22 protein-coding genes are annotated in these 26,555 nt (G+C 42.6%); 7 read left to right on the forward strand and 15 right to left on the reverse strand.

Annotated features, from left to right (window positions below):
* Positions 1-74: 74 nt before the first annotated feature.
* Complete coding sequence (gene rmuC / locus EV690_RS00265) at positions 75-1,487, reverse strand: DNA recombination protein RmuC (RefSeq protein ID WP_131910943.1); 1,413 nt, start codon at positions 1,485-1,487, stop codon at positions 75-77.
* 75 nt (positions 1,488-1,562) lie between these two features.
* Here rmuC and EV690_RS00270 point away from each other — a divergent pair, with 75 nt between their 5' ends.
* Positions 1,563-1,850: an HlyU family transcriptional regulator gene (locus EV690_RS00270; protein ID WP_131910944.1), complete on the forward strand. Its 288-nt coding sequence runs from the start codon at positions 1,563-1,565 to the stop codon at positions 1,848-1,850.
* Positions 1,851-1,910: 60 nt separating this feature from the next.
* Positions 1,911-2,363 carry a hypothetical protein gene (locus EV690_RS00275; RefSeq protein ID WP_131910945.1) on the forward strand — a complete coding sequence of 151 codons (453 nt, stop codon included), beginning with the start codon at positions 1,911-1,913 and terminating at the stop codon, positions 2,361-2,363.
* A 150-nt stretch (positions 2,364-2,513) separates the two neighbouring features.
* On the opposite strand, the gene EV690_RS00280 is transcribed toward EV690_RS00275, so the two are convergent.
* Entirely contained in the window at positions 2,514-3,311 is a 798-nt protein-coding gene (locus tag EV690_RS00280; RefSeq protein WP_131910946.1) for a response regulator transcription factor, read from the reverse strand.
* 237 nt (positions 3,312-3,548) lie between these two features.
* On the opposite strand from EV690_RS00280, the gene EV690_RS00285 reads away from it, so the two are divergent.
* Positions 3,549-4,406: a thioredoxin family protein gene (locus tag EV690_RS00285; RefSeq protein WP_131910947.1), complete on the forward strand. Its 858-nt coding sequence runs from the start codon at positions 3,549-3,551 to the stop codon at positions 4,404-4,406.
* Between the two features lie 45 nt (positions 4,407-4,451).
* Here the strand turns inward: EV690_RS00285 and EV690_RS00290 are convergent, their stop codons facing one another.
* The 3 genes from EV690_RS00290 to EV690_RS00300 all read right to left on the reverse strand — a co-directional run bounded on the left by EV690_RS00290 (position 4,452) and on the right by EV690_RS00300 (position 7,011).
* Complete coding sequence (locus tag EV690_RS00290; protein WP_131911026.1) at positions 4,452-5,177, reverse strand: amino acid ABC transporter ATP-binding protein; 726 nt, start codon at positions 5,175-5,177, stop codon at positions 4,452-4,454.
* 19 nt (positions 5,178-5,196) lie between these two features.
* Positions 5,197-6,141, reverse strand: a complete 945-nt coding sequence (locus EV690_RS00295; protein WP_131910948.1) for an amino acid ABC transporter permease — start codon at positions 6,139-6,141, stop codon at positions 5,197-5,199.
* A gap of 63 nt (positions 6,142-6,204) precedes the next feature.
* Complete coding sequence (locus EV690_RS00300; protein WP_131910949.1) at positions 6,205-7,011, reverse strand: transporter substrate-binding domain-containing protein; 807 nt, start codon at positions 7,009-7,011, stop codon at positions 6,205-6,207.
* A gap of 359 nt (positions 7,012-7,370) precedes the next feature.
* Here EV690_RS00300 and EV690_RS00305 point away from each other — a divergent pair, with 359 nt between their 5' ends.
* Complete coding sequence (locus EV690_RS00305; RefSeq protein WP_131910950.1) at positions 7,371-9,170, forward strand: aminopeptidase P family protein; 1,800 nt, start codon at positions 7,371-7,373, stop codon at positions 9,168-9,170.
* 57 nt (positions 9,171-9,227) lie between these two features.
* Here the strand turns inward: EV690_RS00305 and EV690_RS00310 are convergent, their stop codons facing one another.
* The 6 genes from EV690_RS00310 to tamA form a co-directional block, all read right to left on the reverse strand.
* Positions 9,228-10,118, reverse strand: a complete 891-nt coding sequence (locus EV690_RS00310) for a polysaccharide deacetylase family protein (RefSeq protein ID WP_131910951.1) — start codon at positions 10,116-10,118, stop codon at positions 9,228-9,230.
* 161 nt (positions 10,119-10,279) lie between these two features.
* Complete coding sequence (locus tag EV690_RS00315; RefSeq protein ID WP_131910952.1) at positions 10,280-10,690, reverse strand: YeeE/YedE family protein; 411 nt, start codon at positions 10,688-10,690, stop codon at positions 10,280-10,282.
* A gap of 10 nt (positions 10,691-10,700) precedes the next feature.
* The gene (locus tag EV690_RS00320; protein ID WP_131910953.1) at positions 10,701-11,108 is read right to left on the reverse strand and encodes a YeeE/YedE family protein; all 408 of its coding nucleotides are present in this window, start codon (positions 11,106-11,108) and stop codon (positions 10,701-10,703) included.
* Positions 11,105-12,757, reverse strand: coding sequence for an FAD-dependent oxidoreductase (locus EV690_RS00325; RefSeq protein ID WP_131910954.1), 1,653 nt, complete (start codon positions 12,755-12,757; stop codon positions 11,105-11,107). Before EV690_RS00325 ends, EV690_RS00320 begins: the two co-directional genes overlap by 4 nt.
* Before the next feature lie 64 nt (positions 12,758-12,821).
* A complete protein-coding gene (locus EV690_RS00330) occupies positions 12,822-16,499 on the reverse strand; it encodes a translocation/assembly module TamB domain-containing protein (protein WP_131910955.1) in 3,678 nt (1,225 codons plus the stop codon).
* On the reverse strand, positions 16,496-18,205 hold the full coding sequence (gene tamA / locus EV690_RS00335) for an autotransporter assembly complex protein TamA (RefSeq protein WP_165872611.1): 1,710 nt from the start codon (positions 18,203-18,205) through the stop codon (positions 16,496-16,498). Before tamA ends, EV690_RS00330 begins: the two co-directional genes overlap by 4 nt.
* A gap of 58 nt (positions 18,206-18,263) precedes the next feature.
* Between tamA and mobB the strand changes: the two genes are divergently transcribed.
* The gene (gene mobB / locus EV690_RS00340; protein ID WP_131910957.1) at positions 18,264-18,791 is read left to right on the forward strand and encodes a molybdopterin-guanine dinucleotide biosynthesis protein B; all 528 of its coding nucleotides are present in this window, start codon (positions 18,264-18,266) and stop codon (positions 18,789-18,791) included.
* Between the two features lie 37 nt (positions 18,792-18,828).
* Here mobB and mntR read toward each other — a convergent pair whose 3' ends face one another.
* The 3 genes from mntR to EV690_RS00355 form a co-directional block, all read right to left on the reverse strand.
* Positions 18,829-19,245, reverse strand: a complete 417-nt coding sequence (gene mntR, locus EV690_RS00345) for a manganese-binding transcriptional regulator MntR (protein ID WP_131910958.1) — start codon at positions 19,243-19,245, stop codon at positions 18,829-18,831.
* A gap of 141 nt (positions 19,246-19,386) precedes the next feature.
* Positions 19,387-20,634, reverse strand: coding sequence for an Nramp family divalent metal transporter (locus EV690_RS00350; RefSeq protein ID WP_224055052.1), 1,248 nt, complete (start codon positions 20,632-20,634; stop codon positions 19,387-19,389).
* 594 nt (positions 20,635-21,228) lie between these two features.
* The gene (locus EV690_RS00355; protein WP_131911027.1) at positions 21,229-22,143 is read right to left on the reverse strand and encodes a fructose bisphosphate aldolase; all 915 of its coding nucleotides are present in this window, start codon (positions 22,141-22,143) and stop codon (positions 21,229-21,231) included.
* 208 nt (positions 22,144-22,351) lie between these two features.
* On the opposite strand from EV690_RS00355, the gene EV690_RS00360 reads away from it, so the two are divergent.
* Complete coding sequence (locus tag EV690_RS00360; protein ID WP_207907497.1) at positions 22,352-23,491, forward strand: SO_0444 family Cu/Zn efflux transporter; 1,140 nt, start codon at positions 22,352-22,354, stop codon at positions 23,489-23,491.
* Positions 23,492-24,148: 657 nt separating this feature from the next.
* Entirely contained in the window at positions 24,149-25,033 is an 885-nt protein-coding gene (locus tag EV690_RS00365) for a dienelactone hydrolase family protein (RefSeq protein WP_131910960.1), read from the forward strand.
* Between the two features lie 760 nt (positions 25,034-25,793).
* Here EV690_RS00365 and EV690_RS00370 read toward each other — a convergent pair.
* Positions 25,794-26,495 (reverse strand): XRE family transcriptional regulator, encoded by a 702-nt coding sequence (locus tag EV690_RS00370; RefSeq protein ID WP_131910961.1) that lies wholly within the window; start codon positions 26,493-26,495, stop codon positions 25,794-25,796.
* Between the last annotated feature and the right edge of the window lie 60 nt (positions 26,496-26,555).

Genomic DNA, 26,555 nt, shown 5'->3' on the forward strand with positions numbered 1-26,555 from the left:
CTGAGCCCATTAAATCCAAACATCCCATCTAATCTATAAGCTCAAGTGTAGCCAAGCAATTAAAATTGTGAAGCCTACTGATTACGAAGCTCTTCAGAAAGTTGTTTGGTCGTTGGCACTTGCAGCTCCCGTAATTGTTCGGCCTGACGGATTAAATTACCGCGACCTGAAGAAAGTTTCATTAATGCGCCTTGATAACTGTCTTGCGCTTTATCAAGCTGATTACCTACTTGGGTCAAATCATCCACAAAGCCACAAAACTTATCGTACAAGCGTCCGGCTCGCTGAGCAATTTCGGCAACATTACGTTGCTGATATTCACTACGCCAGAGATTTTCAACTGTGCGCAGAGCGACTAACAAGCTACTCGGGCTCACCAGTAAAATATTTTGCCGGCTAGCCAGTGAGATCAGTTCAGAATCGCGTTGAACCGCTAATTGAAACGCTGCTTCTATTGGAATAAACAGTAATACAAAATCTAACCCGTCAATTCCGTATAAGGTCTGATAATTTTTACGGCCTAATCCATTAATATGGCTGCGCACTGCACGAACATGGTCTTGAAGCGCCTTCTCTAGCGCTTGCTCATCTTCACTACGACAATATCGCTCATATGCAACAAGTGTTACCTTAGAATCGATGATCACACATCGGCTATCGGGTAAAGAGATCACCACATCGGGTTTAATCACCTGCCCTTGCTGATTTTTGCCAGTAACCTGCTGGCGATATTCATGTCCTTCTCGAAGCCCTGACTCTTCTAATATCCGAGCTAAGACGACTTCCCCCCAATTACCTTGCTGTTTATTGTCTCCTTTTAAGGCTCGGGTTAAGTTAACAGCTTCTTCACTCATTTTTTGGTTGAGTTCACTCAATCGCTCAACCTGCGACTTGAGTGAATGACGCTCACGTGATTCAGTATCGTAACTTTGTTGCACTTGCTGGCGGAAATTATCCAATTGCTGACGCAGTGGTGCCAACAATCCATTCATACTCTGTTGATTTTGTTCTTGCATGGCAGTCGCTTTTTTCTCAAAAATCTGCTGCGCTAAATTTTCAAACGTTTCTTTAAAACGCTGTTCAGTCTTAGCAAGTTGAGAGAACTGATTAGCATCATCTTCTCGCTGCTGCTCGAGGCGAGCGATCTCACTTTGCAAGGCAGATTGTTTAGCAAATGCTTGATCTAATAATGTCCGCTGCTCATTGAGCTGCCGCTGTAATACATCACTATATTCAGCCTTCGCTTGAAATTGCCCTTGTTGATGAATCAGATGCTGGTGCTGTTGTTGCAGATGATAATTTTCATCTCGATAACTGTCGTATTGGGTTTGCAGCAATTCATGCTCACGTCTAAGCGTCTGGTAATCTTGATGAATCTGAATGTAACGCTGACGGATAAGCCAGAAAAAAAGCCAACTAGCGCCTATAATCAATACTAGTAAGTATGCCCAGCCTATTGAAATTGGCTGTGTGAAAAAATTGCTCACGACGGTTTCTCCGTTGTATCTATGCCATTAGCCCGGTATCATCAGGGCTGTATCTGTATGAATCAAGGAATAATTATGGGTCTTTTTAATTCCCTTAAAACCCTACTTAACAATCCAGCACCAGCGACAGCTAAGCAGCATGAGTCGGTAGAGTACCAAGGATTTACGATTACACCTGAACCCATCGCAGAAAAAGGTCAATATCGAGTGGCGGGTTATATTCATAAAACTATTGGTGACAAATCTTGTGAACACCACTTTATTCGCAGTGATGTTTGCATGAACGAACAACAAGCAGTCGAGTTAACAATTAGTAAATGTCAGATCTTTATCGACCAACTTGGCGAAAAAATATTCGAATAATAATTTTGACCACATTCAGATACGGATGACAGTCATATAGAAATCACGGAGTTTATATTGATGCGTTGGTTAAATATTTTACTTGCTTTATCAGCACTAACACTGGTTACCGGGTGCACGCAAAGTGCTATCTCAAGCCATCAAACGGATGGCACAACGACCCAAAATGGGAAACAAAAAGAACTGACTGCATTTGAAGATATTCCCGCAAATTCAGAGACAAAACTTGACCCAGATGCATCAATTATCATCAGTGAAGGCGATGACTGGATGGGGCGATTGGTTCTGAACAATGATATGACGCCTTTTGCAACATTTGATTACTATCGCCAACATATGCCAGAGCTGGGCTGGAACCTAGTCGCATCAGTCAAAAGCCAAAATTCGGTATTGACTTACATGAAAGGAACACGAGTTGCTACAGTGCAAATTTCAGGTAGTAAATTTGATGATAGTCGCATCACAATTACCGTTTCACCCGCAACAGGTGTTATGCCTAAAAAAGTAAATTAATCACTTAAAAATCATTGATCAAATTTACTTTTCTAACACTTAAAGGCACTAGGGACTGTTGCAGTTGCTAAATTTAATCAATACGACGTGTCCATGAATGCCAATATTGAAAGCGTTAAGACCGCTTTCAATATGATGGGGACAGCACAATTAACGCAGCATATTCATTAAGATGCGCTTCACGTCAGTAATATCAAATGGCTTATCAACTAACGCTGAGACACCACTTTGGCGAACACCATTGAGTTTAGCGGTATTATCTTCTGAAGTGACCATCATCACTGGAATAGATTTAAACGCTTCACTGTGTCTTAATGCCTCAACGAAGGCTGCGCCATTCATTACCGGCATATTATAATCAGAGATCACCAAATCAGCGGCACGCGTTGCAAGTTCTTCAAGTCCCTGCTTACCATCGTTGGCTCGACGAATGTCCACCACACCGATATTCTGCAAAACCTTAGTAATATGATTTTGTGCCGTTTTACTATCATCAACAACCAATACGGATATATCTCTCAGACTTTGGAGCTCATTATCATCCTGCTCTTCTGGCTCAATGTAGCTCAGGGTTGCATTCAGCGCATTCACAAGATCTGAAAACTGAAATGGTTTGGGTAAAATGGCAACCACACCAGCTTGTTTGATCGCATCCAATGAATGAAATTTATCTTCACTGGAGATCAGCATATAAGCAGTCGATTCAAGTAATGTATTATTACGCAGTGATTCAATTAAATCAGTTGCCGTACCATCGTCAAAATACATCGGACTAATCACCAAATCGGGAAACTTAGAAACAGCAACATCATAAGCACTGGCACAATTCTCAGCGAATAGAAACTGGTCAATACCAGCCTCATGTAACCGCTTGTGAATAATATTGCGTTGCGTCTGCGATGGCTCAACTAACAAAATAGTAAGTTCCGATAGGGATAATGATTCCATAAATCCTCACTGAAATAACGACGTTTATTCATAAGTGCATATATGTCTGTTTTTAATTTAGCTTAATTTCTATATCCATGTAACGAATTCAGCTAAAAATCGCCCATCAACGAAACCATGCAAATAATAAATGACCTGACAAAACAACCTAAAGCAAGCCATCATCAATCACTATGCCCTTGAAATTAGGCACCTTCACCCCCACTTCAAAGACAAAGTCACCTAAGGAATATTTTTATGTCTACAGCCGAGTATATCGTTGATATCACAATGGAAAACGCTAAATCCATTTTGATAGATCGATCGTTTGAAACCCCTGTTGTAATCGATTTTTGGGCTGATTGGTGCGAACCTTGTAAAGATCTGATGCCCATCTTGGAAAAATTAGCTAATGAATATCAAGGGGCATTTATATTAGCCAGGGTGAACGCCGATGAGATGCAACCGTTGGCTGGACAATTTGGCATCCGCAGTTTACCAACTGTGATGATTATGCAAAATGGCCAACCTGTAGATGGCTTTGCAGGCGCGCAACCTGAAGGAGAAATTCGGAAAATACTCGAAAAATATCTGCCCAAAGCCGAAGATATTAAACTCAAAGAAGCTCAAGAATTTATTGCAGAAGATGATTTGACCAATGCATTAGCTAGCGCTAAAGACGCTTGGGATATTGATCCACAGCGTAGCGATATTCACTTTATGTATATTAGAGCATTAGTTGCAAATAACCGCTGGGAAGAAGCTAAAAAGTTGCTTGATCAAACCAAACTTGAAGATCAACAGTCTGAATATCACGAATTACTGAGTGAAGTTGAGTTATTAGAAAAGGCAGCTGATACCCCACAAATTAAGGCCCTTGAAAAGCAAATTGCACAAAACCCCGAAGACGATGACTTGAAAGTTCAGCTAGCAATTCAATACTCACAAGCAAACCGTAATGAAGAAGCATTAGAACTGCTGTTTGCCATGCTGAGCAAAAATCTAGACAGTGCCAATGGCGAGGTTAAACAGACGTTTTTAGATATCATCAACACACTCTCGGGCGACCCAATTGCATCAAAATTCCGTCGTCGCTATTTTAGCCTACTCTATTAAAAGAGAATCAAGGCGTATTAGATTACGCCTTGATTCATTAAGTAATTAAAGTATTTTCGCTAAGAATTGTTTTAATCGTGGATGGGTTGGATTATCAAAAACCGCTTGTGGAGTATCATCCACTAACAAAGCTCCTTCTTCCATGAACAAAACTCGATCGGCGACCTCTTTGGCAAATCCCATTTCATGAGTGACAATAGCCATTGTCATCCCCTCTTTGGCTAGCCCTTTCATTACATCGAGTACCTCGCCGACCATTTCAGGATCAAGGGCTGATGTTGGCTCATCAAATAACATTAAATCCGGTTTCATCGCTAACGCTCTGGCTATTGCCACACGCTGCTGCTGACCGCCAGACAAATGCGTTGGGTAGTTGTTCATACGATCTTCTAAACCTACCCGCTTCATCAGCGCTTTAGCGTGCTCAGACACTTCTTTATGCGGACGTTTCGCAACTTTTAACGGCGCTAACATAACGTTCTCTAGCGCAGTTTTATGTGGAAATAAGTTAAAACTCTGAAACACCATACCGACATTTTGTCGCAACTGGTTAATATTGGTTGATTTAGAATACATATCAATGCCATCAACCATAATCGAACCAGTGCTGATTTCTTCTAGCTGATTGAGCGTACGCAAAAATGTTGATTTGCCCGAACCGGATGGTCCAATGATCACAACCACTTCACCACGATGAATGGTGGCTGAAACGGCTTTAAGTGCATGGCAACCATTTGGATAGAATTTATCAATTTCATTGGCAACCACCATTAATTCATTATTTTGTTGATTAGTCACTGGCAGATAACCTCTTCTCTAACCGTTGAATGCCCCACGACAGTGAACCGGTGACAAGCAGATACAGTGCAGCAACCGTGAACCATACTTCAAATGGTGCAAAACTTCCGCTCACCACTTCCCGCCCCGCTTTTGTCAAATCAGTAATTGAAATAACAGAAACCAGTGAGGAATCTTTAATGAGGTTAATGAATTGCCCAGCTAATGGCGGCAAAATTTGCTTAAATGCTTGTGGCAAAATCACATATCTCATCGCCTGCGGATAGGTCATCCCCAAAGAGCGGGCCGCTTCCATTTGCCCAGTCGATATCGATTGGATCCCAGCGCGAATAATTTCAACTACATAAGCCCCTGTAAATACCGATAGAGCGACGACCCCAGCGGTAAATCGATCTAAATTTAAGACTGTCCCAATAAAGAAATAAACAATGAAGATCTGAACCAGTAGCGGTGTACCACGAATCAGTTCAACATAAACGAGCGAAAGATCTCTTGCTAACTGATTTTTGGCCACCCTCATCAGACCAAAAATGAGTCCGAGAATAATTGCAAAAATTAAAGAGATAAATGATATTTCAACCGTCACCCAGAGTCCGACTGCAATCGGTCCAAATCGCCATTGATTCAGTTGAGCAACAACATCCCCTTCAGAAACCATATCACCGTTATGAACGGTTAACTTATCGTATTTTTTAACAATTTGCGGAGCACTCTGCCCGATAATCTGGATACTCAGATGACCATTTTTAATATATGCGGTTCCATCACCTTGAGCACGGATATCTTGCGCTTGAGTATTGATCACATAGGGCCACAGTCGCTCCCAGTGCCAATTATAATTGATTCGCTGACCGGACTGGTAAATCCCAAAGATCAACAAAGCCATGATCACGACAAATAAGCCATGCCCCGTCCAGCGGCTAGTTTTAGACTGCATTCGAACATTCTCTTTATGAAATCAAACAGGACTAGCTGAGCGTTAAGCTCAGCTAGCTTCAAACTACTGGACCTGACTCAACCAACGGTTTGATTTAAACCAATGGTCGTAAAGACGTTTATATGTCCCGTCACCTCTAGTTTGACGTAAGAAATTATTAAGGAAGTTCAAGAAATCTGGATCGCCCTGACGAACAGCCCAAGCCAGAGGTTCATAAGTAAATGGCTTCTCTATGAAAGCAACCTGTTTCTTATGTTGAGACGCATAAATTGCATTAAATGGCATGTCGTAGACAAATGCATCAGCTTTACCATTTGCAACCTGCAGAACACCATCCGCTTCTGTATCAAATAACTGTAGTTTTGCTTTAGGTATATACCGTTTTGCGGCCTGAGCGCCGGTTGTCCCTAGTTTAGAAGCAATCGTATATTTAGCATTATTTAAATCTTTATAGCTTTTAATTTTGCCCTTGAGTGAAGGTTTGATCAGAATAGTCTGACCAATCACGATATAAGGATGAGCAAAATTAACTTTCATATTCCGCTTAGGAGTAATGGTCATCCCCCCCATGATGATATCGCATTTACCCGTTTGCAGAGCAGGAATAATCCCATCCCATGCGGTATTTACAGGCACAAATGTAACCCCCATTGCACGAGCCATCTGTTTACCCATATCGATATCAAAGCCAATAAAACGACCATCTTTAGTTTTCATTTCAAATGGCATATAACCCGCGTCAAAACAAACTCGCAGTTTTCCGCTGTCCTGAATCTGTTCTAAAGCAGACTTAGCCATTGCCTGGGTGCTTACCAGCGCCGAACAAGCCAAAGCCAGTCCTAATGCTGCATGAGTAAAAAATTTTTTCATTATTTCCATCTCTACTTTTTATGATTATTCACTGTAAAAATCCGATTTACAGCATATGATGTTGTGTTTTTTTGAATTAGCGAAACATGATTGCTTCGATAAGACTTTATCATAATGCGACAGACTAGTGCATTATTTCAATAGGCCAAATGAATTAAGCCATTAATTTTTAACTAACGCGTGTTAACGCATGGGAAAAACTCCCCCATAACTCATTAATCGCCAATTCTTTTGCCGCCAGAGTTTTCAAGTATAGTTGTTTTTTCGTCGAATTTTTTCCTTCATAACACATCGATTGCTCTTGGTCTTAAAGTTACGTAATCTTGATCCCATTCATTCATTTGAGTCAGGAAAATTAGATGTCTCAAGTTATTGCCCAACGCCTGCAACAAGTTCGTGCATTCATGCAGGAAAAGAATCTGGATGCCTTCATCATTCCAAGAGCCGACGAATATCTTGGTGAATACGTTCCAGCTTGTAATGAGCGGTTGTTTTGGGTAAGCGGTTTTACCGGGTCTGCAGGTGCCGCGGTTATTCTTGCAGATAAGGCAGCAATCTTCGTTGATGGCCGGTACACCGTTCAGGCTCGCTTACAAGTTGATAGTCAGCTATTCAGCTTCCACCATTTAATTGAAGAACCTTATCTATTTTGGGCTTGTCAAAACCTTCATAAAAATTCACGCATTGGCATTGATTCCCGCACTTTCAGCCTCTCACAATATCGCAATATTAAAGGGCTGACAGATCACCAACATCTGGAATTAGTGGAATCAGAAAACCCAGTTGATATGTTGTGGCACGATCGACCCGCTCCCCCAAGTAATGTAGCGACATTGATGCCAAACGATTGGGCCGGACAAACGAGTTCGGAAAAACGTCAACAAATAGCGACACAAATTCGTCACTCAGATGCACAAGCCGCCTTAATTACTGCTCCCGATTCTATCGCTTGGCTTTTGAATATTCGCGGCAGTGATATTCCATACTTGCCCGTTGCACTAAGTTATTCGATCTTATTCGCCGATGGCACCATGAATTGGTACATTAATCCGCAGAAAATTCCTCAAGGGCTGGTTGAACATGTTGGCGGCGGTGTTACAACATATCCCGAAGAAGACTTTGAGCAAGGTTTAAGAGAATTAGGAAAAACTTGCCACAAAGTTCTTGCTGATCCATCCAGTAGTAATGCATGGAGTCAGTTAAGATTAATCGAAAATGGTGTTCAACTCGTCGAACTAGCAGATCCTTGCTTGCTCCCCAAAGCAATGAAAAATGCAAGTGAGTTAAAAGGCGCTCATGAAGCTCACCGAAGAGATGCATTGGCTGAAGTACGTTTTCTGGCATGGCTCGATCAATGTGCTCAGCAAAATAAACTACCTGACGAAGCACAGGCTGCCGATAAACTGCAACATTTGCGTTATCTAGACAAAGATTGTGTTGATTTGAGCTTCGCAACTATCTCTGCTGCGGCCAGCAATGCGGCTATGTGCCATTACAACCATCAAAATGCAGATGTTCCAGCGCCGCTGTTAATGAACAGTAGCTATCTGGTCGATAGTGGTGGTCAGTATCGTTTTGGTACAACTGATATTACTCGCACGGTAGCGCTAGGCACACCACCGCAAGAAACTAAAGAGCGCTTCACTCTCGTTCTGAAAGGAATGATAGCGCTCACTAAGGCTCGTTTTCCAAAAGGGACGACCGGTACTCAACTGGATGCGCTAGCCCGCCAGTATTTATGGCAACAAGGATTGGATTTTGATCATGGGACAGGGCATGGCGTCGGCCATTTCTTAAGTGTCCATGAAGGGCCTCAGCGTATTTCAAAAGCACTCAATGATATTGCCCTTGAACCTGGGATGATCACCTCAAATGAGCCCGGTTTTTATAAAGAAAATGAATATGGCATTCGTTGTGAAAACTTACTCGTCGTTGAAAAAGCCGACCTGCCTGATGCGGACCGACCATTCTATCAATTCGCAACACTGACATATGTGCCTTTTGATAAGCGCCTGATGCAAACAAGCCTACTGACAGATGATGAACGCACCTGGATTAACGAATATCACCAACAGGTTTTAAGATTAGTGAAACCACAAATTCCAGAAGATGAAACAGATGTTTTAAACTGGTTAGTTGAAGCCACCAGCGCTTTATAGTGTTGACTACAAACACTTTGGTGAATCATGATTAAGCCTTCCCATCAGGAAGGCTTTTTATTTTGATACCTGCGAGGCCTGATAGCTTTGCCACTCATTCGCATTATCCGGTGCAATATTCACAATAGTATCATGCCGGAACTGAGTATGATCAGGTAATAACTGTCCTAACGGGACAATCTTCACCTGCCGCTCATGCGCCATCTCCAGCCACTGGCGAAATAATCGAAACTGTCCTTGACCTTCAATTTCAGCGTGAATATTGTAAACATTTAACTGTGCAGGTTTAATTTTAGAGAATATGACTTCGTTATAATTTTTCCGGTTAACACCTCGGGTATAAATCAACTCTTCGTAGGTTGGCAACGTCACAGGAATTTGTGGCACAGCACCAGAATCGGGGACAAAGATAGAAGAGCCCTTACAATCGCTGTTATAGCGAAATGGGAACGCCTCTTTTTCAGCTAACGAAGGCTGACTGCTGCGCCACCCAGCAGCCGCACTACAAGTGACTTCCCGACCCAATATCTGACTTAATAACTGGTAACCTTTTTCCAGCTCAGTACGAAGCTCTAACACCGACATCTGAGATGATTTGGTTGTCCATTTATGATGATCCCAAGCATGTAAACCCACTTCATGGCCGCTTTGATCGGTTTTTTGAATAATATCAGCCGCTCGCCACCCAATGACTGGCCCGCGCCAAAAAGCACCTTTAAAATGATGTTCTACCCCAGCAAAAGAGGTGCGAACGAATTGGCTTAAATAAGTGGGATCCCACAGTCGCCAAAAGCGCCGTCCATTATTATCGGGGCCGACAGAGAAGAAAAAAGAAGCTTCTATCTGATATTTATCTAAAGCATCCAGTAATCGGGGAACACCTTCTCTTGCGCCTCGATAGGTATCTACATCAACTCGTAGCCCAACGATTGTCTGTTCTTGCTCCATATCACAATGCATCTGAATATCAATTGGCTTCAACCAGTAAATGATTTATTGGTCCCCGGAGCACAACAACTCAATAAAAAGCGCATGCTCCTCTAATCACATTGTATGGGATTTACCTATTCAAACTCAAAGCTAAGTTGCATTTATTTAATATAATTATATTAACGAGATTTTACTTTCTCAATAAAATACATCCCTGCCAGCATTGCTATCACAAATAATCCCAAGGGCCACGCCCCACTCGTCAAACTCGTCAGAGCCGGTCCAGGACAGATCCCAACCAGCCCCCAACCGATCCCAAAAATGGCGGCACCGAACACTAACGGGGCATCAATTTTGCGATAAGCGGATAATTCGTACTTTTGACCAAGAATCGATTTCTGACGACGCTTAATCACGAGCCAATACCCTGCTGCAAAAACAATAATAGCACCCACCATGACAAATATCAGAGTTGGGTCCCAATGGCTAGTCACATGTAAAAAACCAATGACTCTAGTCGGGTTAACCATGTCAGAAACAACCAGCCCTATTCCAAATAATAATCCTGCAATCCAAGCCACAATGATCATTGTTAATCTCCTAATGGACCAGCGATGCGGTTAACATACCAAAGGCAACAAATACACATGTGGCAACAATTGAACGAGGTGATAAACGAGCTACGCCGCAGACCCCATGACCACTGGTACAACCATTCCCTAAACGCGTTCCAATCCCCACCAAAAAACCGCCAATCACGGCAACCCATGGATTGATCTGATGAAAATCCGGCAAATAAAACCCCAGAGGTTTAATGAACCAAGGGGCCATAATTAATCCAGCGATAAACGCACATTGCCACAGTGGAATCTTTGGCGAACGAACTAATAAAGCCGAGGTGATCCCGCTAATTCCGGCAATTTTCCCATTAAAAAACATTAAGATAAAGGCAGCAGCACCAATCAGTGCTCCCCCTATCAAAGCCAATATCCAGCTCTGTTCCATCATGATTCCTCTTGGAGAGTTTCAACCCAGTCTTGATAAGTACAATAGCCACCGGCTAGATTCACCACCCGGAATCCAAGTTGACGTAACATACAACTAGCAACATGTCCTCTTAAACCAACTTGGCAATAAATCAGAACGGCCTGAGTCGGATCTAACTCGCTAGCTCGCTCTCTTAAACTATCGAGAGGGATATTGATCGAGTCAGAAATGATGCCAGCCTTGAGCTCTTCCGGATCACGGATATCAACAATCTGCCCGACGAAATCTTTGACATATTCACTATAAATCATATCATCATCACCGCGCAGGCAATTAGCGGCAACAAAACCAGCTTGGTTAAGCGGGTCTTTGGCACTGCCATAAGGAGGCGCATAACATAATTCAAGCTCTTCTAGATCATACACATTCATACGAGCCTGCAACGCCAGAGCTAACACATCAATACGCTTATCGACCCCTTCTTTACCAGTGGCCTGAGCCCCTAATATCTGCCCATTTTCTTTTAAATAAAGAAGCTTGAGATGGATAGTCGAAGCACCTGGGAAATATCCTGCATGATGGTTAGAATGAATATAGACTTTCTGATAATCAACATCAGTCTCTTTAAGTGTTTTTTCATTCACACCAACCGCCCCAACACTCAGGTCAAAGACCCGACAGATAGCCGTCTTTTGAACCCCGCGGAAACGTCGCTTATGACCAAGCATATTATCAGCGGCAAGTCGTCCCTGACGGTTGGCAGGCCCCGCCAGTGGCAAATGAACCGGATGATTAAGAACCCAATCATATGTTTGAACCGCATCCCCAACGGCATAAATATCACTATGGCTAGTCTGCAAATATTCATTCACCTTAATCGTGCCATTAATCCCCAGTTCCAGTCCGGCCTCTTCAGCAAGCTGAGATTCGGCTTTAACGCCCACAGCGCAGATAAGCATCCCCACTTTAACCGACTGGGAATTGTTATACTCAAGTTGAAGCCCATCATGCAGACTGTGAATTCGGCTCAAGGAGCGATTTAGGTGAAGTTCCACGCCATGCTCTAACAGATGTTGATGTACGGGAACCGCCATTTCTGGGTCAAGACTCGACATAACTTGCGACTGAGCTTCGATAAGAATAACAGGAAGATTAAGACGTCGGAGCGCTTCGGCAACTTCCAAGCCAATAAATCCGCCCCCTAAAACGCCAATAGGTACATTCGGACGAATTTGACGTAGTCGGGCAATAATCAAGTCCATATCGGGTAAAGAACGAAGCACCAAAACACGGGGATCATCGATACCACTGATGTTCGGTAAAATGGCCTGTGCCCCTGGGCTAAGCAGCAATTTATCATAAGTTAACGAATATTGTTCATCACCATTTGCCACCTCAACTAAGTGATGTTCAGGATCGATAGAAAGCACTTCATGACCGACACAAACGTTAACATTAAATCGCTTAGAAAATTGCTCAACGGTCTGAACTAATAATTTATCCCGTTCAATAATTTCACCACCAATATGATAAGGCAAACCACAATTGGCGAATGATATATAGGGTCCCCGTTCAAGCAAGGTAATCGATACTTTTTCATCCATACGACGCAATCTTGCTGCTGCAGACGCACCCCCAGCAACACCACCAACAATAACAATATGTTTCATGACGATCCTTTACTACTTAAAATAATCTAATGGACTATATATTAGATTTTTCTAAATTAAAAGTTCAATTGGTACTAAATTCATAGTACAAATCAATCGCATTTTCTAGGCCGCTGACGACTTCTAGATAAAACTTAGGAATCAATTGATAGCGCAAAGTGATCTCATTACTGGCTTCGAACATTCCATGTCCATACTTAAGCTGAACTCCAGGGAGCAGATAACCACTGACTTGCACCTGCGTTGCATCTCCACTACCACTGGTCGATAAGCTAAGTTGCTTAATTCCAACCCGATTCCCCAATTTAGTCACCAATTGCCCTGTCTGATTCAGCCCGGTACTTAATAACAGTGATGTTAATGCCGAACTATCACTATCGTTCGTAATGCCATGCCCTCGTAAAAGATAAGAAAGTTGCTCATTTTGAGCCATGCTAGGATCAGAAAATAGATTTACAGTCAACTGCTTAGGCGTACCAGATGCTATCACACCAACCGTGACATCATCGTTAGTTCTTTGTGGATCGCGAATTGCTTTAACATCAATCATTGGGCTATTAGTCGGCCCAGAAAAGGTCAGTGTTCCTGATTGGATCTCAAGATGCTGACCATAGGCAGTAAATTTTCCATCTTGAAGATCGATCTGTCCAGTGGTTTGAATCGCTTTACCCGATGTTTGTTGAACATTGAGTTTACCCACAAGCTGAGTGGTTAAACCAAACGCATCCAAATACAACGCGTTACCTAAATCAACGGTAACATCCATATTTAGAGCTCGGGCTGCGACACGCTTTTGTTGTGCATCAACAATCGTCACATCCGAAGAAAGAGAAGTAGCCTGTTGTGGTAGCTTATTAACTTTTATGGTTCCTTTATTAATATTCAGCGTTCCCTGAACCTGCAGGTTGTCACGATCAACAGCCAGTTTTATATCCGGCGAAACCACCAAATTAGCGGGTGGATAATGTACCGATAGATGATTGCCTTTTAACGCCAGTTGACCACTAAGCTCCCCATTCGGCCAGCGAACACTCCCATGCCAAGTAGCCTTATGGCCCTGACTAAGAAATGAACCAGTCATATACGCTTGTTGATGTGCGAGTTTAATTTGACTACTCAGGTTATCCACTGCAAGAGGTAAATTAGGACCTGCAACTTGACCATCAGTGATAGAAAAATTGCCGCTTAGATCAGGATTATTCAACTCCCCTGCTATCTGCAAACGCCCATTCACTAGCCCATTTAATCGACTTAGAGACCCCATCAACGAGGTGTAGGGGGCCAATTTCAAATTCGATAAAATGACCTCGCCTTGAAGCGGATAATGTTGGTTTTTCGCTAAGCCAATCTGCACACTCGCTTGAGAGTCACCCAACTGTTGACTCTTTTCTTTAAGAGCCAGTTTGGCCTTCCCTGCCGAGATATCTGCATTCAAAAAAAGATTCTGATAACGATATTTTACCGACTCGCCAGAACTCACTGTTTGAATTAACTGTCCATTTTTACTAGACAGTTCAACACTTGTTGCCAGTGGTTTTAGCCGATTTCGAGTCACTGAAAACTGGCCGTTCAAACGCCCGTCCCAAATCAGGTTGTTAAGCCAAACTGAGGCTAATGGCGCCAGTTGAAACTGCTGAATTTTTCCATGCAAAGCCAATTGATCAGTTCCAAACACTGCCGGTTGGGTTAAACAGATGCTTCCGCTCAACCGTTGTTTCAAACATAATGGCGATAAATGTAACTGTTGCTCACTCAAAGCAATAGGGGTTGGTTTTTGCAAATTAAAACTGCCAACCAATGAGCGAACCGTCAATTTATTGAGTTTTCCTTGCCACTGATTGAAGGTTCCCTGCCCACTTACATCCAATGCTAGCGACTGCTTAGGGTTTTTAAGCAGGACCGTCAATAGCTGATGTTCATTGGCTGAATGGCGATAATCCAAAACAGCACTAATATTTTGATATTTTTGGTAATTTGCGTTACGGATAGCTAAAGACATGCGGCCTGGTAAATCCTTAGCAAGTCGTAAGCGAGCTGACGAACGAAATGTCCCTAACTTCATGTCATACTGACTCATTTTCCAGTTATGACCCTTGATATGCCAACTGATCCAAGGACTTAAACGCAGACCCGACACCGCAAATTTCCCATGCAGTTGTCCCGCATCAACTCCTGGAAATGCACTTAAATTATTGAAGTTAAGCGTTCCGGATAGTGCCACGTTTTGATCCACCGCCCCTTTTACCAAAAGCTCATTATTGGCCAATTTCGCATTTACTTTTAGCTGATTAACGTGGCTATTTTCACCTTTGATATGAAGCGCAATGGACCAAGGGTTGCTAAGCCAAGTCCCAGAGAGCTTATCGCTGTCTATCGTCCATTGTTGGTTAATAAAACTGGTATTAACCAAGCCATTAATTAAAGGCAGCGATTGGCCCGCCCATGCAGACAAATCAAGCTGATGGATATTCACTTTTGAGCGCACCATCAATTGAGGGGACCACCGAAGCTGACCATTGGCCTGCAACAGACCGGAGCCACTTTTAGCCGTCAATGAAAACTGCGGGATCTGGCGATAATTTCCCTTAAATGATGACTCGATAGTAAGGGATTGGATACTTGTAAGCCGAGAGTGAAGCTGGCCTTGATAGCCGGTTAGCGATCCATGAACATCAAGTTTAGCCTGCACTTTTTTTATGGGTGTAAGTACTTCGTCACTGGAATCGATCTGAAGCTGCAACGCATACGGCAAACTGCGAGAGCGCCAATTCAGGTGCCCAGTCAGCGTTGCGTTCGCTTTACCTTGATAGATGACATTCATCTTCAATGCTGAGGCTGGCCCCGCACCCTGCATAGCAACATGGCCGACATTGTGACGATACGCCTTAAAATTAAACTCAGATTGATACGGCGGAATGAACTGTTGCTTAAGTTTTCCCTGAATAGAACCTAAAGACGAATCGATAGCAAGCTGAGTGATATTCAATTGCTGTGAATCCCATGAACCATGCAAGGAAGCGTTATCAATCGCAATGGATTGAGCAAGATTTAACTGACCGTTCTTCAGTTGTAAATGCTTGATATCAATTAAATATGGTAATTGTAATTGATGTAAATAATCGGTCAAAGAATCCTTCAACTTCGATGGGACAAGCGCTGTCGGCATATTCTTTGAGTGAGTTGAAGATGATGTTAAACCAGCATTTCCCTGATAACGCCATCCCTGAACATTCAAGGTATTTATCTGGATATGGTGCTTCACCCAACTGGCATTCAAAGAGAGCTTTTGCCACTGAATATCATGCCCATCCACCATTAAGTGCGTGTGGCGAAGGTCTATGTTTTTGAGGTGAATCGGCCAAAAAGGGGTCCAAACAGATGTCCCTGACGACTCATCCTTTGATGTTGCTGATTGATTAGACGGTATTACGACATCAATACCAGCCGCCGTTAATCGTGTCACGCATAATTGGCTATGCAACAAACACCGAGGACTAAGTGCGATTTTGGCATGTTTAATCTCAATATCTTGTTGCTGAGTTGAGTATTTAATCGTTTGAAATTCAAGACCTTTTAATAAAGAGCCACTGCTACCTTGAATCGATAACCCTGGAACTTTATTGGCAAAATAACGAATCGCCCACTGGTTAACTGTAGAACTGTCAGCCGCTACAAACACACCAATGACCAATAATACCAGCAGTGCTAGTACAATATACAAACTGCGACGCATCCACCTCATAAGTCAGACCCTATCGAAAAATGGATCCGCCAGTGATCGTTTCCCTCACTTTTAACCAGTGGTTTTGCAAAATCAAGGCGCACGGGACCAATCGGAGTCAACCAGCGAAGCCCAACCCCTGCACCCGCATAAAGAGGCTCATCAAAGTTATTCGCCGCTGTGCCAGTGTCATAAAATACCGCCGCACGCCATTTATCAGCAAACCGATAACTATATTCAAGACTTCCCGTAACCAGATATTTCCCCCCAATTAGCTTTCCCGAACTATCCCGAGGGGCAATTGATTTATAACCGTAACCACGAATACTCTCATCCCCACCAGCGAAAAAGCGCATCGATGCTGGAACATCAGAGATATGGTTAACCATAATCGCGCCACCGGTTGCTCGAGCAATGATCCGGCTACGACCAAAGCTACGTAACCATTTAGTATGCGCTTTTATCTTTGTTAAGGTCACATCGGAAAACCACCAAGGACTGGAAACTTCAGCCATTAATGATTCACTATCCCCCCAATAAGGGTCGGCTTTCGGTCCTTTCGTGCGCAGACGACTTAAGCTAAAACCAGGCATAAAAAGTAATGTCGAGTTGTTCTGTGTACCTTGTCGATAATCCTCGTAGAGTGTCTTAAAGAAAATCTGTGGTGTCCATTGAGGGTCCCAATCCCATTGCCGTAGCAACGTAATGAGGTGACTGCGACTATCAGTATCGTTATCAACCTCACGCTGATACCCTGTTTGCAACGCTATATAATCGTTCACAGGATTTGTAACGGGAATGCGATACTCTGTCGAGATAGTCTGATCAGTTTTAGATGCCTCAATGGACGCATTAAACTGATGTCCCCAGCGATTCACCCATGGATGATTCCATTTAAATTTTCCTTTAACGTCTTCATCGGTTGAATAACCAAGGCCAATACCAAAGCTATTGGCGCTCTTACGTCTGAGATCGACATTCAAGTCAACTTGACCGTTTTTGCGTTTGCCTATTTGCGGTGTGACTAAAACCGAGCGGAAATAACCCGTTTGGTTGAGTGATTGGCTGTAACTGGCCACTTTTTGTGCATTATAGGGATCGCCTAGTGAAAAGTTAGCTAAACCAGTCAGTAACTTAGTAGGCACCTCAGGGTTTGAAAAATCAATTTTGCCAATACGGTAACGGACACCACTATCGTAGTGCAAATGGATCACGGCAGCATGCTTAGCTCGGGTTACATCCACCTTAGCTTGTGTAAAATGTCCATCAAAATAGCCATGTGAACTGGCGTATTCATTCACCGCTGATTTAAATGCATCATAGTCACCACTATTAAAAATATCGCCCTGATGCGGTGCCTGCTTTTTGAAAAGTCGTTTAAAATCAGCCGAATCTTTTAATTGCCCCGATAGCTGCCAATCAAACTGCGTAATTCGTACGGGCTGATTCAGTATTATGTGAACATCGACCAGAATGTCGTGGTGACTACGATGAACCTTAATTTGCACCCGAGATGAAAAATATCCCAACGCCTCAAGCGCTTCACTCACTTGCTGTTGAGAATGCGCGATTATAAATTCATCAGAGTTATCATTCGATAAATTCTGGGCTTTTAAAAAAGCTTCAACATTCGCCCGTTGCGGTTGATTACCACCATCGACTTGATAATGGATGGCAGCAATGACCGGACTACTTATCAACCAAAGAAGAAACGCAAGTCTGCGCAACAGATTTTCCTGATACAATAGAAACACACATTATTATTGTTACAGAGTTTTGAATTAGATGAAACCAGACTTATCGTATTGGCCAAAACCTGTCATTGCCCTGGCGGGATTTAGCGGTTCAGGTAAAACGACCTTATTATGTCAATTGCTAGAAATTATTAGCGCACAAAATATTCGTGTGGGGGTCATAAAACATAGCCATCACCAGATTGAAATGGATAGTCCTGGCAAGGATAGTTATCGACTCACCCACAGTGGCGCGGCACAAATGCTCTTAAGCAATCCCAACCAAACCATTTTATTTTCCAAACAGAACAATCATGATGATCTAGACAGCCAACTACAGTGTCTTTGCTGGGATAAGCTTGATTTAGTGATTGTCGAAGGATACCGTCACAGTAATGTTCCGAAACTAGAGATTCATCGTCCTGAACTGAATAAACCTCTATTAGCAGTAAATGATCCATGGATATTTGCCGTTGCCACAAATCAGCCACAGCAACACATTCAATTGCCACAATGGCCCTTGGATAACCCCCAAGTGATCGCTGAGAAAATTCTTTCTATTTGTCTAAAAAATATATAGAAAAACAGTAGCTAAGACTCTTTTTGACGGCAAAAATTTAGGACATATCAACTGAATGATTCTTTAAAAACTGTTCCATTGCATTCACGGTTTCAACACTACAATGGTGTTCGATGCCTTCGGCATCGGCTTGCGCAATCTCTTGAGAGACCCCTAAACAAAGCAACGTTTTAAACACGATTTGGTGACGTTTGGCAACTTGCTCGGCCATTTGCTGCCCCTGCATAGTTAAAAAAATTCCACGATAGGGTCTCGCTTCCACCAGCCCATCTCTCTTTAAGCGGCTGATGACCTTAGAAACGGCAGCGGGGCTCACGCCAAAGCGAATTGCCAGATCACTGGAACGTGCCTCGCCATAGGTCGCATGCATTTGCGCTATCTCTTCGACATAATCTTCAACTAACTCCCGCTGATGATCTTCTTTTACTCTTTGAAAATATTGGTGTTGTGGCACAACCTTTACCTATTGTTATGTTTATCTGAGCCGATTAAGAGCAACCACAATGATGATATAGCCGATGATTTGGATACATACCAGCAATCCACTTAAAACAATCTATCATAACTTGTTGTAGCTTTGTGCTCTCAGCCTTACTCACTCGAAGAGGCTATAAAATAACACATAGGCATTCAGTATTATAATTAAAGTGCATACCGCCACACCGACAACACTCAATAAAGGACGATTCACCAAATTTCCCATCAATTTTTTATCGGCGGTAAACTTCACCAGAGGAATCAACGCAAACGGTATTCCAAAACTTAAGATCACCTGGCTAGCAACTAATGCTTTTTGTTCAGACACACCGAGTACAATCACTACAATAGCTGGAACCATCGTAATCAGGCGACGGAGCCCAATTGGGATGTGAAAACGGACAAAGCCCTGCATCAGGATCTGCCCTGACATCGTCCCCACAATCGATGATGACAGACCGGCCAACAACAATGCAAAACCAAAAATATAACTGGCCATGTTGCCGCCCATTAACGGTGCAAGCATTTTATAGCTCTCACCTATTGAGACAATTTCCTCATAGCCATGGCGATGGAAGGTGGCCGCAGCCAAAGCCAACAAAGCCATATTAACCAAACCCGCCAAAGTCATTCCGATGATGACATCTAAGCGATAATAACGCATCACTTTATTGCGCTGACTGGGTTCAGTGCTAATACGATTCTGAGACAGTGCCGAGTGCAAATAAATCACATGCGGCATAATCGTGGCCCCTAAAATACCGGTAGCCAGATAGACTGCATAACTATCAGGGAATGATGGAAGCAACAACCCTTTCACCATAGCCCCCTGATCAGGGTGGCTTAAAAAGAGCTCGACAAAAAATCCTCCGGCGATAGCCATAATCATGGCACCAATAATGATCTCCATTAAACGGAAGCCAAACCGTTGTAATTGTAATGCCGCATAAGTGATGATCCCGGTTAAGATAGCCCCCTGCATCATTGACAGACCAAACAACAAGTTAAATGCTAATGCCGCTCCGAGAAATTCGGCCAGATCAGTCGCAATAGCAACTATTTCAGCCTGCACCCAGTAAAACCAAACGACCGGTTTGGGGAAACGCTCCCGAATCACTTCCGCTAAATTTTTGCCCGTTGCTAAACCGAGCCGTGCCGACATTGCCTGAATCAGCATCGCCATGACATTGGACATTAAAACCACCCATAACAAGGCGTAGCCATAGCGTGAACCAGCTTCGATGTTAGTTGCAAAATTGCCGGGATCGACATAAGCGACAGCCGCAATGAGTGCTGGACCAAATAACACCATCCATCCGGTGCGTCCGCCTTTTCCGGATAATGTCTGTTGAGCCTGATGCTGCATCGCAGAATCTGAGATTGACTGAAGCATGTTGAAAATTCCAGCAAAATTAACCATGGTTAATAATATATATTCGTGTTAATTAATTTCAACCCGGTAAACCTAATTACAGCTGTTAATTTTTACTGAAAAAGACAGTTTGACGTTATTTTCAGACTAAAATGAGTATAAGTATATGATTTTTAATCATTTAATTTTTATTATATTCCTTCAATTTTATTATTGGATTATTTCAAACAGTTCAATAAGTTTTGACTATCAATAAACTCATTAAACAATTTAACTAACTGATTTAATTTATTTTTACTCAATAAACTATCTCAGCTTATTCCCGTAATGAAATAAAAAGGAATACTTTTATCTACATGATACAAAACTGCGCCCGGTATCGGTGCGGCCAGTGATATGCTGATAGGTTCACATTGAGCTTGACACTCCGTCAATCATAACGCCCCCTAGTTAACTGTTGAATTGATCACAGTATGAATCGCAGAGTCTGAAATAGTTGATCATTTAATAGCTGCTGTTTGCTATCTTGAGCCAAAAATAAAGGGGCTATTAAATAGCCCCTTCAATACATTATTTATCTTGCTGCGATTAATTCAGATTCTTATGAATAGATGCCTGATAAATTGAATCAACAGCAACTTTCAAGGCTAAATCAAATTCAGTATCGCTTTGAGAGGCATTAAGGTCTTGCAACAATGCACGACTGAATGACGCAATAATGCCAGGACATTGGCTTAACTTTTCATTGGCCTCATCACGTGCATACCCACCAGAGAGCGCAACAACTCGAACCACATGAGGATCATCTAATAACTCATCATATAGATGAGGCTCGACCGGGATCGAAATTTTAATCATAATTCTCAAATCGTCATCGGCTTGTGCTAAATGTCGTTTAAACTCACTGAGGAGGTAATGCTCTGATTTTGCTCGATCAGGAGAATTAATATTACACTCTGGCTCAAGAATCGGGACTAACCCATGTTTGGCAATTTGCAGACCAATATCAAACTGCTGATCAACAATCGCCCGAATCCCCGCTTCATCAAATTGATGGATCACTGAGCGCATTTTGGTGCCAAATACGCCATGGGAAACGGCTCGTTCAAGCGTGTCATCCAAACCTGAGATAGGTTTCATTAACTGCACACCACTCTCTTGTGGGGCGAGCCCTTTATCACATTTTAAAAAAGGGACGATATGTTTGCGCTGCCATAAATATTCAGCGCTCCCCAGCCCATCAATCGAACGGTCCATCGTGTCTTCAAACAAAATCGACCCCATAATCCTCTGGGAATTAAATTCATCTGAAGTGATCACACGAGTTCGCATCTGATGGACCAGATCAAACATCTTCTGGTCATCCTTTTCGCCATCAGCAGTATAGGCGGACTCATCAATACCATATCCTCGCAACGCTTTTGGGGTCGATCCTCCTGATTGATCTAAAGCTGCGATAAATCCTTCTCCATTTCGGGCTTGCTCAAGCATTTGCTGATCTATTGGATGGCTAAAATTCATAATTTGCCTCCTCCGAATGTTACAGAATGATTTTAAACTACTATACCATAGCGCAAATATTGCCCCAAACCGAGCAAATATCACGTAAATAAATTCAAAATTTGTCAATTTTTTCGTTCAACCGCTTGACCTTGAAGTTAACTCCAACATGTAAACTATTCGTATCAGTTAAATGAGAAGGAGTATCCGCATGAACACAGTTATTGCCATAGGCCAGGCATTCATCGATCTGTGGCTCGATGCAGCGGTTTGGCTCATCTTAGGCTTTATTGTGGCAGGTCTACTACAAAGCTTTATCCAAAGTGATAACTTAGGCCGACATTTACAAGGCCGAGGACTATGGCCCGCAGTGAAAGCCGCATTATTGGGCACCCCTTTACCTTTATGCTCTTGTGGTGTCATTCCTGCGGCAATGGGCCTTCGCCGAGCAGGTGCTTCAAAAAGTGCAACAACAGCATTTTTAATAGCCACTCCAGAAACAGGCGTTGATTCGATTGCTATTTCATATGCCTTACTCGGTCCCTTTATGGCAATTATCCGCCCCATTGCCGCGATTTTTTCAGCGATTGTAAGCGCAACTTTGGTGTTATTTATGGCAGAAAAGACACCTGAGCACGATGCTGCAACCAACGTCCATCATGATGAGGCAAAACATAAACAGACTTGTCATTGCAACCACGGGCAAGATCACCATGCGCATGCGGTGCCTTCTAAAGCACAATCTTGGTCAGCACGGCTTTGGCAGGGGCAACGCTACGCCTTCACTGAATTGTTAGAAGATTTATCCATCTGGTTAATTGTTGGGTTGGTGATCTCTGCGATAGTCGTAGCCACAGTGCCGTCAGATACACTCGCACAAATCAGTCAAGGCCCATGGGCAATGATTGTTATGGCACTCATTGGAGTTCCGATGTATATCTGTGCCTCAGCATCAACCCCGCTTGCAGCAGGTCTGATGTTAGCAGGCGTTTCACCGGGGGCAATCTTGGTCTTTTTACTCGCGGGTCCGGCCACCAATATCGCCACATTAGGGATTGTCAACAAAGAGCTGGGAGCACGTTCTTTAATTGGTTATTTAGCGGGCGTTATCATCGTTGCGATTGGCTTTGGTTATCTAACCAATGCACTGGTTGATGTCTGGCAGATCAATATTCAAAGTGAGCTAGCCAGCAGCAATCAACTACTACCATGGCCGATATCAGCTATAGCGGGGATTGCACTAGCGGTGTTAATAGTGATCGATCTGTACCATAAAATCAGTAGTTACTATCAGCATCGTCAAAGCGGCAAAAAATCCAGCTGTTGTCATGACTCTTGCTGCAATCATTAATAACTGGAAGCCTTGATTGTGATATCAAGGCTTTTTAGTTGAAAAAGTAACAGCCAACTTAACTCAGAACCTCTCTGAGAGTTATCACTGTATCTGCCGAACAGTGAATCACCATTTCAGATCATTCCCGGTACTATCAAAACTGCGTTGTTGAGCTTTATGGAGCTTCACACCAAAGAATATACAGTCCCTATTGAAGATTCTACCGGAGGACTCATCTGGTCTATATTTAAAATTAAATGCAACCTATTATAATTTAGGATAAAGCTCCTCCTCGCGTAACCGCTCCCAATTTCCTTTCATTTATAGCAGATGAGCATTACAAATAACGCAGCCCTCTATCCATTTTTGAGTCGATATGGATTGCCCAAGTCCCCTTTGCCATAAATAGTACATTGATGCATTGTCATGTTGCTTCTCCTTTACTCAATCAGTGCAGAGATACCTGTATACGGTTTGTACCCAAAAACATTAATAAACACATCTTATTGGTTTATATTTTTTATTTCTTGTAGAAACAAACACACGCGGACTAAGCCCCATAAAATCAGTTCGATGTCGTAGCCCCGCCCCCCTACAGAACAAATTGAGGTAAAAATATAGCGAATTCAGCAGATGCCATTACAATGAGACATGTTTGAATAAAAAATAGAAAAAATGCAGACCCAAATTATCCCTTTGCGCAGCCACACCTATACCGATGCCCAGTTATTGGCCAATCAAGTAGGTGAAGAGGTCACTATTGCTGGCGTATTAAGACTTGTTCACTCTCAAAATAACCCTGTCGTCGTATTACTGCATGGTTCTGGTGGATATCGAGAGTTTATCGACCACTGGGTGCTCCTGTTAAATCAACATCACTTCTCGACACTAGTCATTGACAGCTTTACTGGTCGAGGTTTAACTGATGTCGGCGCGAATCAACAGTCGTTAGGACGACTCGCCAGTATTGCTGACGCTTATGCAGCACTTGCTTATTTAAAAATGCATCCACAAGTAGACTCTCAACATATTTTCTTACAGGGATTTTCTCGTGGAGGACAGGGTGCGCTCTATGCAGCAATGCAACGTTTTGCAAAACGCTGGGGATACCACAATGATGGCTTTAAAGCTGTCGCATCTTTTTATCCAAATTGTTGTTTTGAATATTTAAGCGATACAGAAGTCATTAATAGTCCGATTCGAATATTTCATGGCATGGCTGATGACTACAATCCAATTGATGCCAGCATCAAATATGTTGAACGTGCCAAAGCCAATGGGGCTGATATTGAATTATTTCAATACCCTGATAGTCATCATGGCTTTGATGGGAAATCACTGCCGACCTTGTCTCTTTTGCCAAATGCACAAAGCACTCGCAATTGCCGAATCATCGAAACTCAGCCAGGTGTTTTAATCAACAAAGCAACAGGCCAACCTTTTACCTATCAAGACCCCCAGATCGAAACGGGCGTGCATGTCGGCTATAATGCCAAAGCGGCGACTAAAGCTCAGCAACAATTGTTAGACTTTTTCAAACAAATCAGAGATAAAAGCTAACGGTTTTGAATCGCTAACAATTCGTTGACCAGATGAAACCCGAATAGATCCTGCGTAAAAAGTCTATTTTTAAAATAGCCTACTACTCAGGGTCCTTTTTGCTTATAGCCAGTGCGACTATGCGTTGTAAGGAGCACAGGATAAAATAATAGTTATTCAAAACCAGTACCTTGTCTCCAGCCGAAGTAATACGAACCAGAGGAACAATACGACGACTCAACGATTCAAGGCACTACACTCGGGTTTTAATCTTAGAGGGCATTTGGAACAAAGGTGAACTGAGCTGAAACGGCTTGAGCATCTAAATTAGCGACCGCGATCATTGACTAGATCGATATTCAGTATCTACGTTACCTGAACACTCTACTTTCCCTTGTATGGGTAGTACACAAGCAACCCACTCATGAATAAAAAAGTAAGCGGCGAAGAAGCAGGCTTCGATGGCTAATCGAGGTTTAGATAAATACCCGCTTACTTCGCATGCGCAGCATATTTAATACTATAGAATTAATCAACTAAATTTTGACCGTTGCGGTATCCATATCTCTTTATAGTCACTCCTCGCCACAGTTATCCGTTAATCAACGAGCCACAACACGCTTAAACTAAGCGTCTCATGAATGAAAAAAACGATAACCCTACAAAGTTTAAGTCAAAAGCCATTCCCTCAACACCATTCACAGAGGTGCTGAGGTTCAGTTACACACACTTAAGTATCGACACGAAAAGCGCTCTACAACTGGATGGAACGTTATATTAATTAGTCTCCAATGTCTTTCGCAATATGCACTACTTGACCGACCACTTCAAACTGATGCTGCTCTTGTTTTGGAATATCTAGAGGTGGATAAATCTTGTTATCACTAATTAAACGCCAATCCCCCATAAGGGTCTGATAACGTTTGATAAATAACTCTTCACCATGACGAAACACATAGAGATTACCATCTATCGGCCGTGTTCTTGCTATATTCACCACGAGCGTATCATTGTTATTAATCGTCGGCTCCATACTGTCGCCTTTAGCCCAGACAATCACCAAGTCTTTTTCTGAGAAACCGCGCCATGTCAACCAGTTACGACGAAAAGCAAGACAACGACACGAGGCACTCGGTGCATGATTAACGGTATCATTCTCAACCGCCTCTTCAAATCGATAACGCGGAATTAGAGTAAATTCATCATTCAACGAAGTTCGATATTCACCTGGCCGCTCTTCGATAAAAGAATCATTATAAATACCAATAAGCCATTCAACAGAAACATCAGCAGCTTTAGCAATATCTATTACTTTGTCTAGAGGCGGATATGTTTTACCCGCCAAATATTTTCTTAGCCCCGACTCAGAATGTCCGCATTTTTGTGCGAACTTGCGAACAGACGTGTTTCCAATGGCTTCTTTTAAACGCTCAGGAAAACGCGTGATTTGGCTTCCGTTAGAAAAGCGATCCGCTTTTGTCATCTCATACACCAATAAAATTAAATAATTTATTGAAATTTATAAAAATTTAAATAAATCACA

Source organism: Celerinatantimonas diazotrophica (genome assembly GCF_004339545.1).
Lineage (GTDB): Bacteria > Pseudomonadota > Gammaproteobacteria > Enterobacterales > Celerinatantimonadaceae > Celerinatantimonas > Celerinatantimonas diazotrophica.

Excerpts from the sequence above, each read along its gene's own strand:
- mobB (WP_131910957.1), top strand. The coding sequence starts at position 18,264 with ATGAAACCAGACTTATCGTATTGGCCAAAACCTGTCATTGCCCTGGCG.
- EV690_RS00370 (WP_131910961.1), bottom strand. The coding sequence starts at position 26,495 with ATGACAAAAGCGGATCGCTTTTCTAACGGAAGCCAAATCACGCGTTTT.
- EV690_RS00280 (WP_131910946.1), bottom strand. The coding sequence starts at position 3,311 with ATGGAATCATTATCCCTATCGGAACTTACTATTTTGTTAGTTGAGCCA.
- EV690_RS00295 (WP_131910948.1), bottom strand. The coding sequence starts at position 6,141 with ATGCAGTCTAAAACTAGCCGCTGGACGGGGCATGGCTTATTTGTCGTG.
- EV690_RS00315 (WP_131910952.1), bottom strand. The coding sequence starts at position 10,690 with ATGATCATTGTGGCTTGGATTGCAGGATTATTATTTGGAATAGGGCTG.
- EV690_RS00300 (WP_131910949.1), bottom strand. The coding sequence starts at position 7,011 with ATGAAAAAATTTTTTACTCATGCAGCATTAGGACTGGCTTTGGCTTGT.
- EV690_RS00285 (WP_131910947.1), top strand. The coding sequence starts at position 3,549 with ATGTCTACAGCCGAGTATATCGTTGATATCACAATGGAAAACGCTAAA.
- EV690_RS00310 (WP_131910951.1), bottom strand. The coding sequence starts at position 10,118 with ATGGAGCAAGAACAGACAATCGTTGGGCTACGAGTTGATGTAGATACC.
- EV690_RS00305 (WP_131910950.1), top strand. The coding sequence starts at position 7,371 with ATGTCTCAAGTTATTGCCCAACGCCTGCAACAAGTTCGTGCATTCATG.
- EV690_RS00360 (WP_207907497.1), top strand. The coding sequence starts at position 22,352 with ATGAACACAGTTATTGCCATAGGCCAGGCATTCATCGATCTGTGGCTC.
- EV690_RS00290 (WP_131911026.1), bottom strand. The coding sequence starts at position 5,177 with ATGGTGGTTGCCAATGAAATTGATAAATTCTATCCAAATGGTTGCCAT.
- EV690_RS00325 (WP_131910954.1), bottom strand. The coding sequence starts at position 12,757 with ATGAAACATATTGTTATTGTTGGTGGTGTTGCTGGGGGTGCGTCTGCA.
- EV690_RS00350 (WP_224055052.1), bottom strand. The coding sequence starts at position 20,634 with ATGCAGCATCAGGCTCAACAGACATTATCCGGAAAAGGCGGACGCACC.
- EV690_RS00275 (WP_131910945.1), top strand. The coding sequence starts at position 1,911 with ATGCGTTGGTTAAATATTTTACTTGCTTTATCAGCACTAACACTGGTT.
- EV690_RS00365 (WP_131910960.1), top strand. The coding sequence starts at position 24,149 with ATGCAGACCCAAATTATCCCTTTGCGCAGCCACACCTATACCGATGCC.
- EV690_RS00270 (WP_131910944.1), top strand. The coding sequence starts at position 1,563 with ATGGGTCTTTTTAATTCCCTTAAAACCCTACTTAACAATCCAGCACCA.
- EV690_RS00320 (WP_131910953.1), bottom strand. The coding sequence starts at position 11,108 with ATGATGGAACAGAGCTGGATATTGGCTTTGATAGGGGGAGCACTGATT.
- EV690_RS00330 (WP_131910955.1), bottom strand. The coding sequence starts at position 16,499 with ATGAGGTGGATGCGTCGCAGTTTGTATATTGTACTAGCACTGCTGGTA.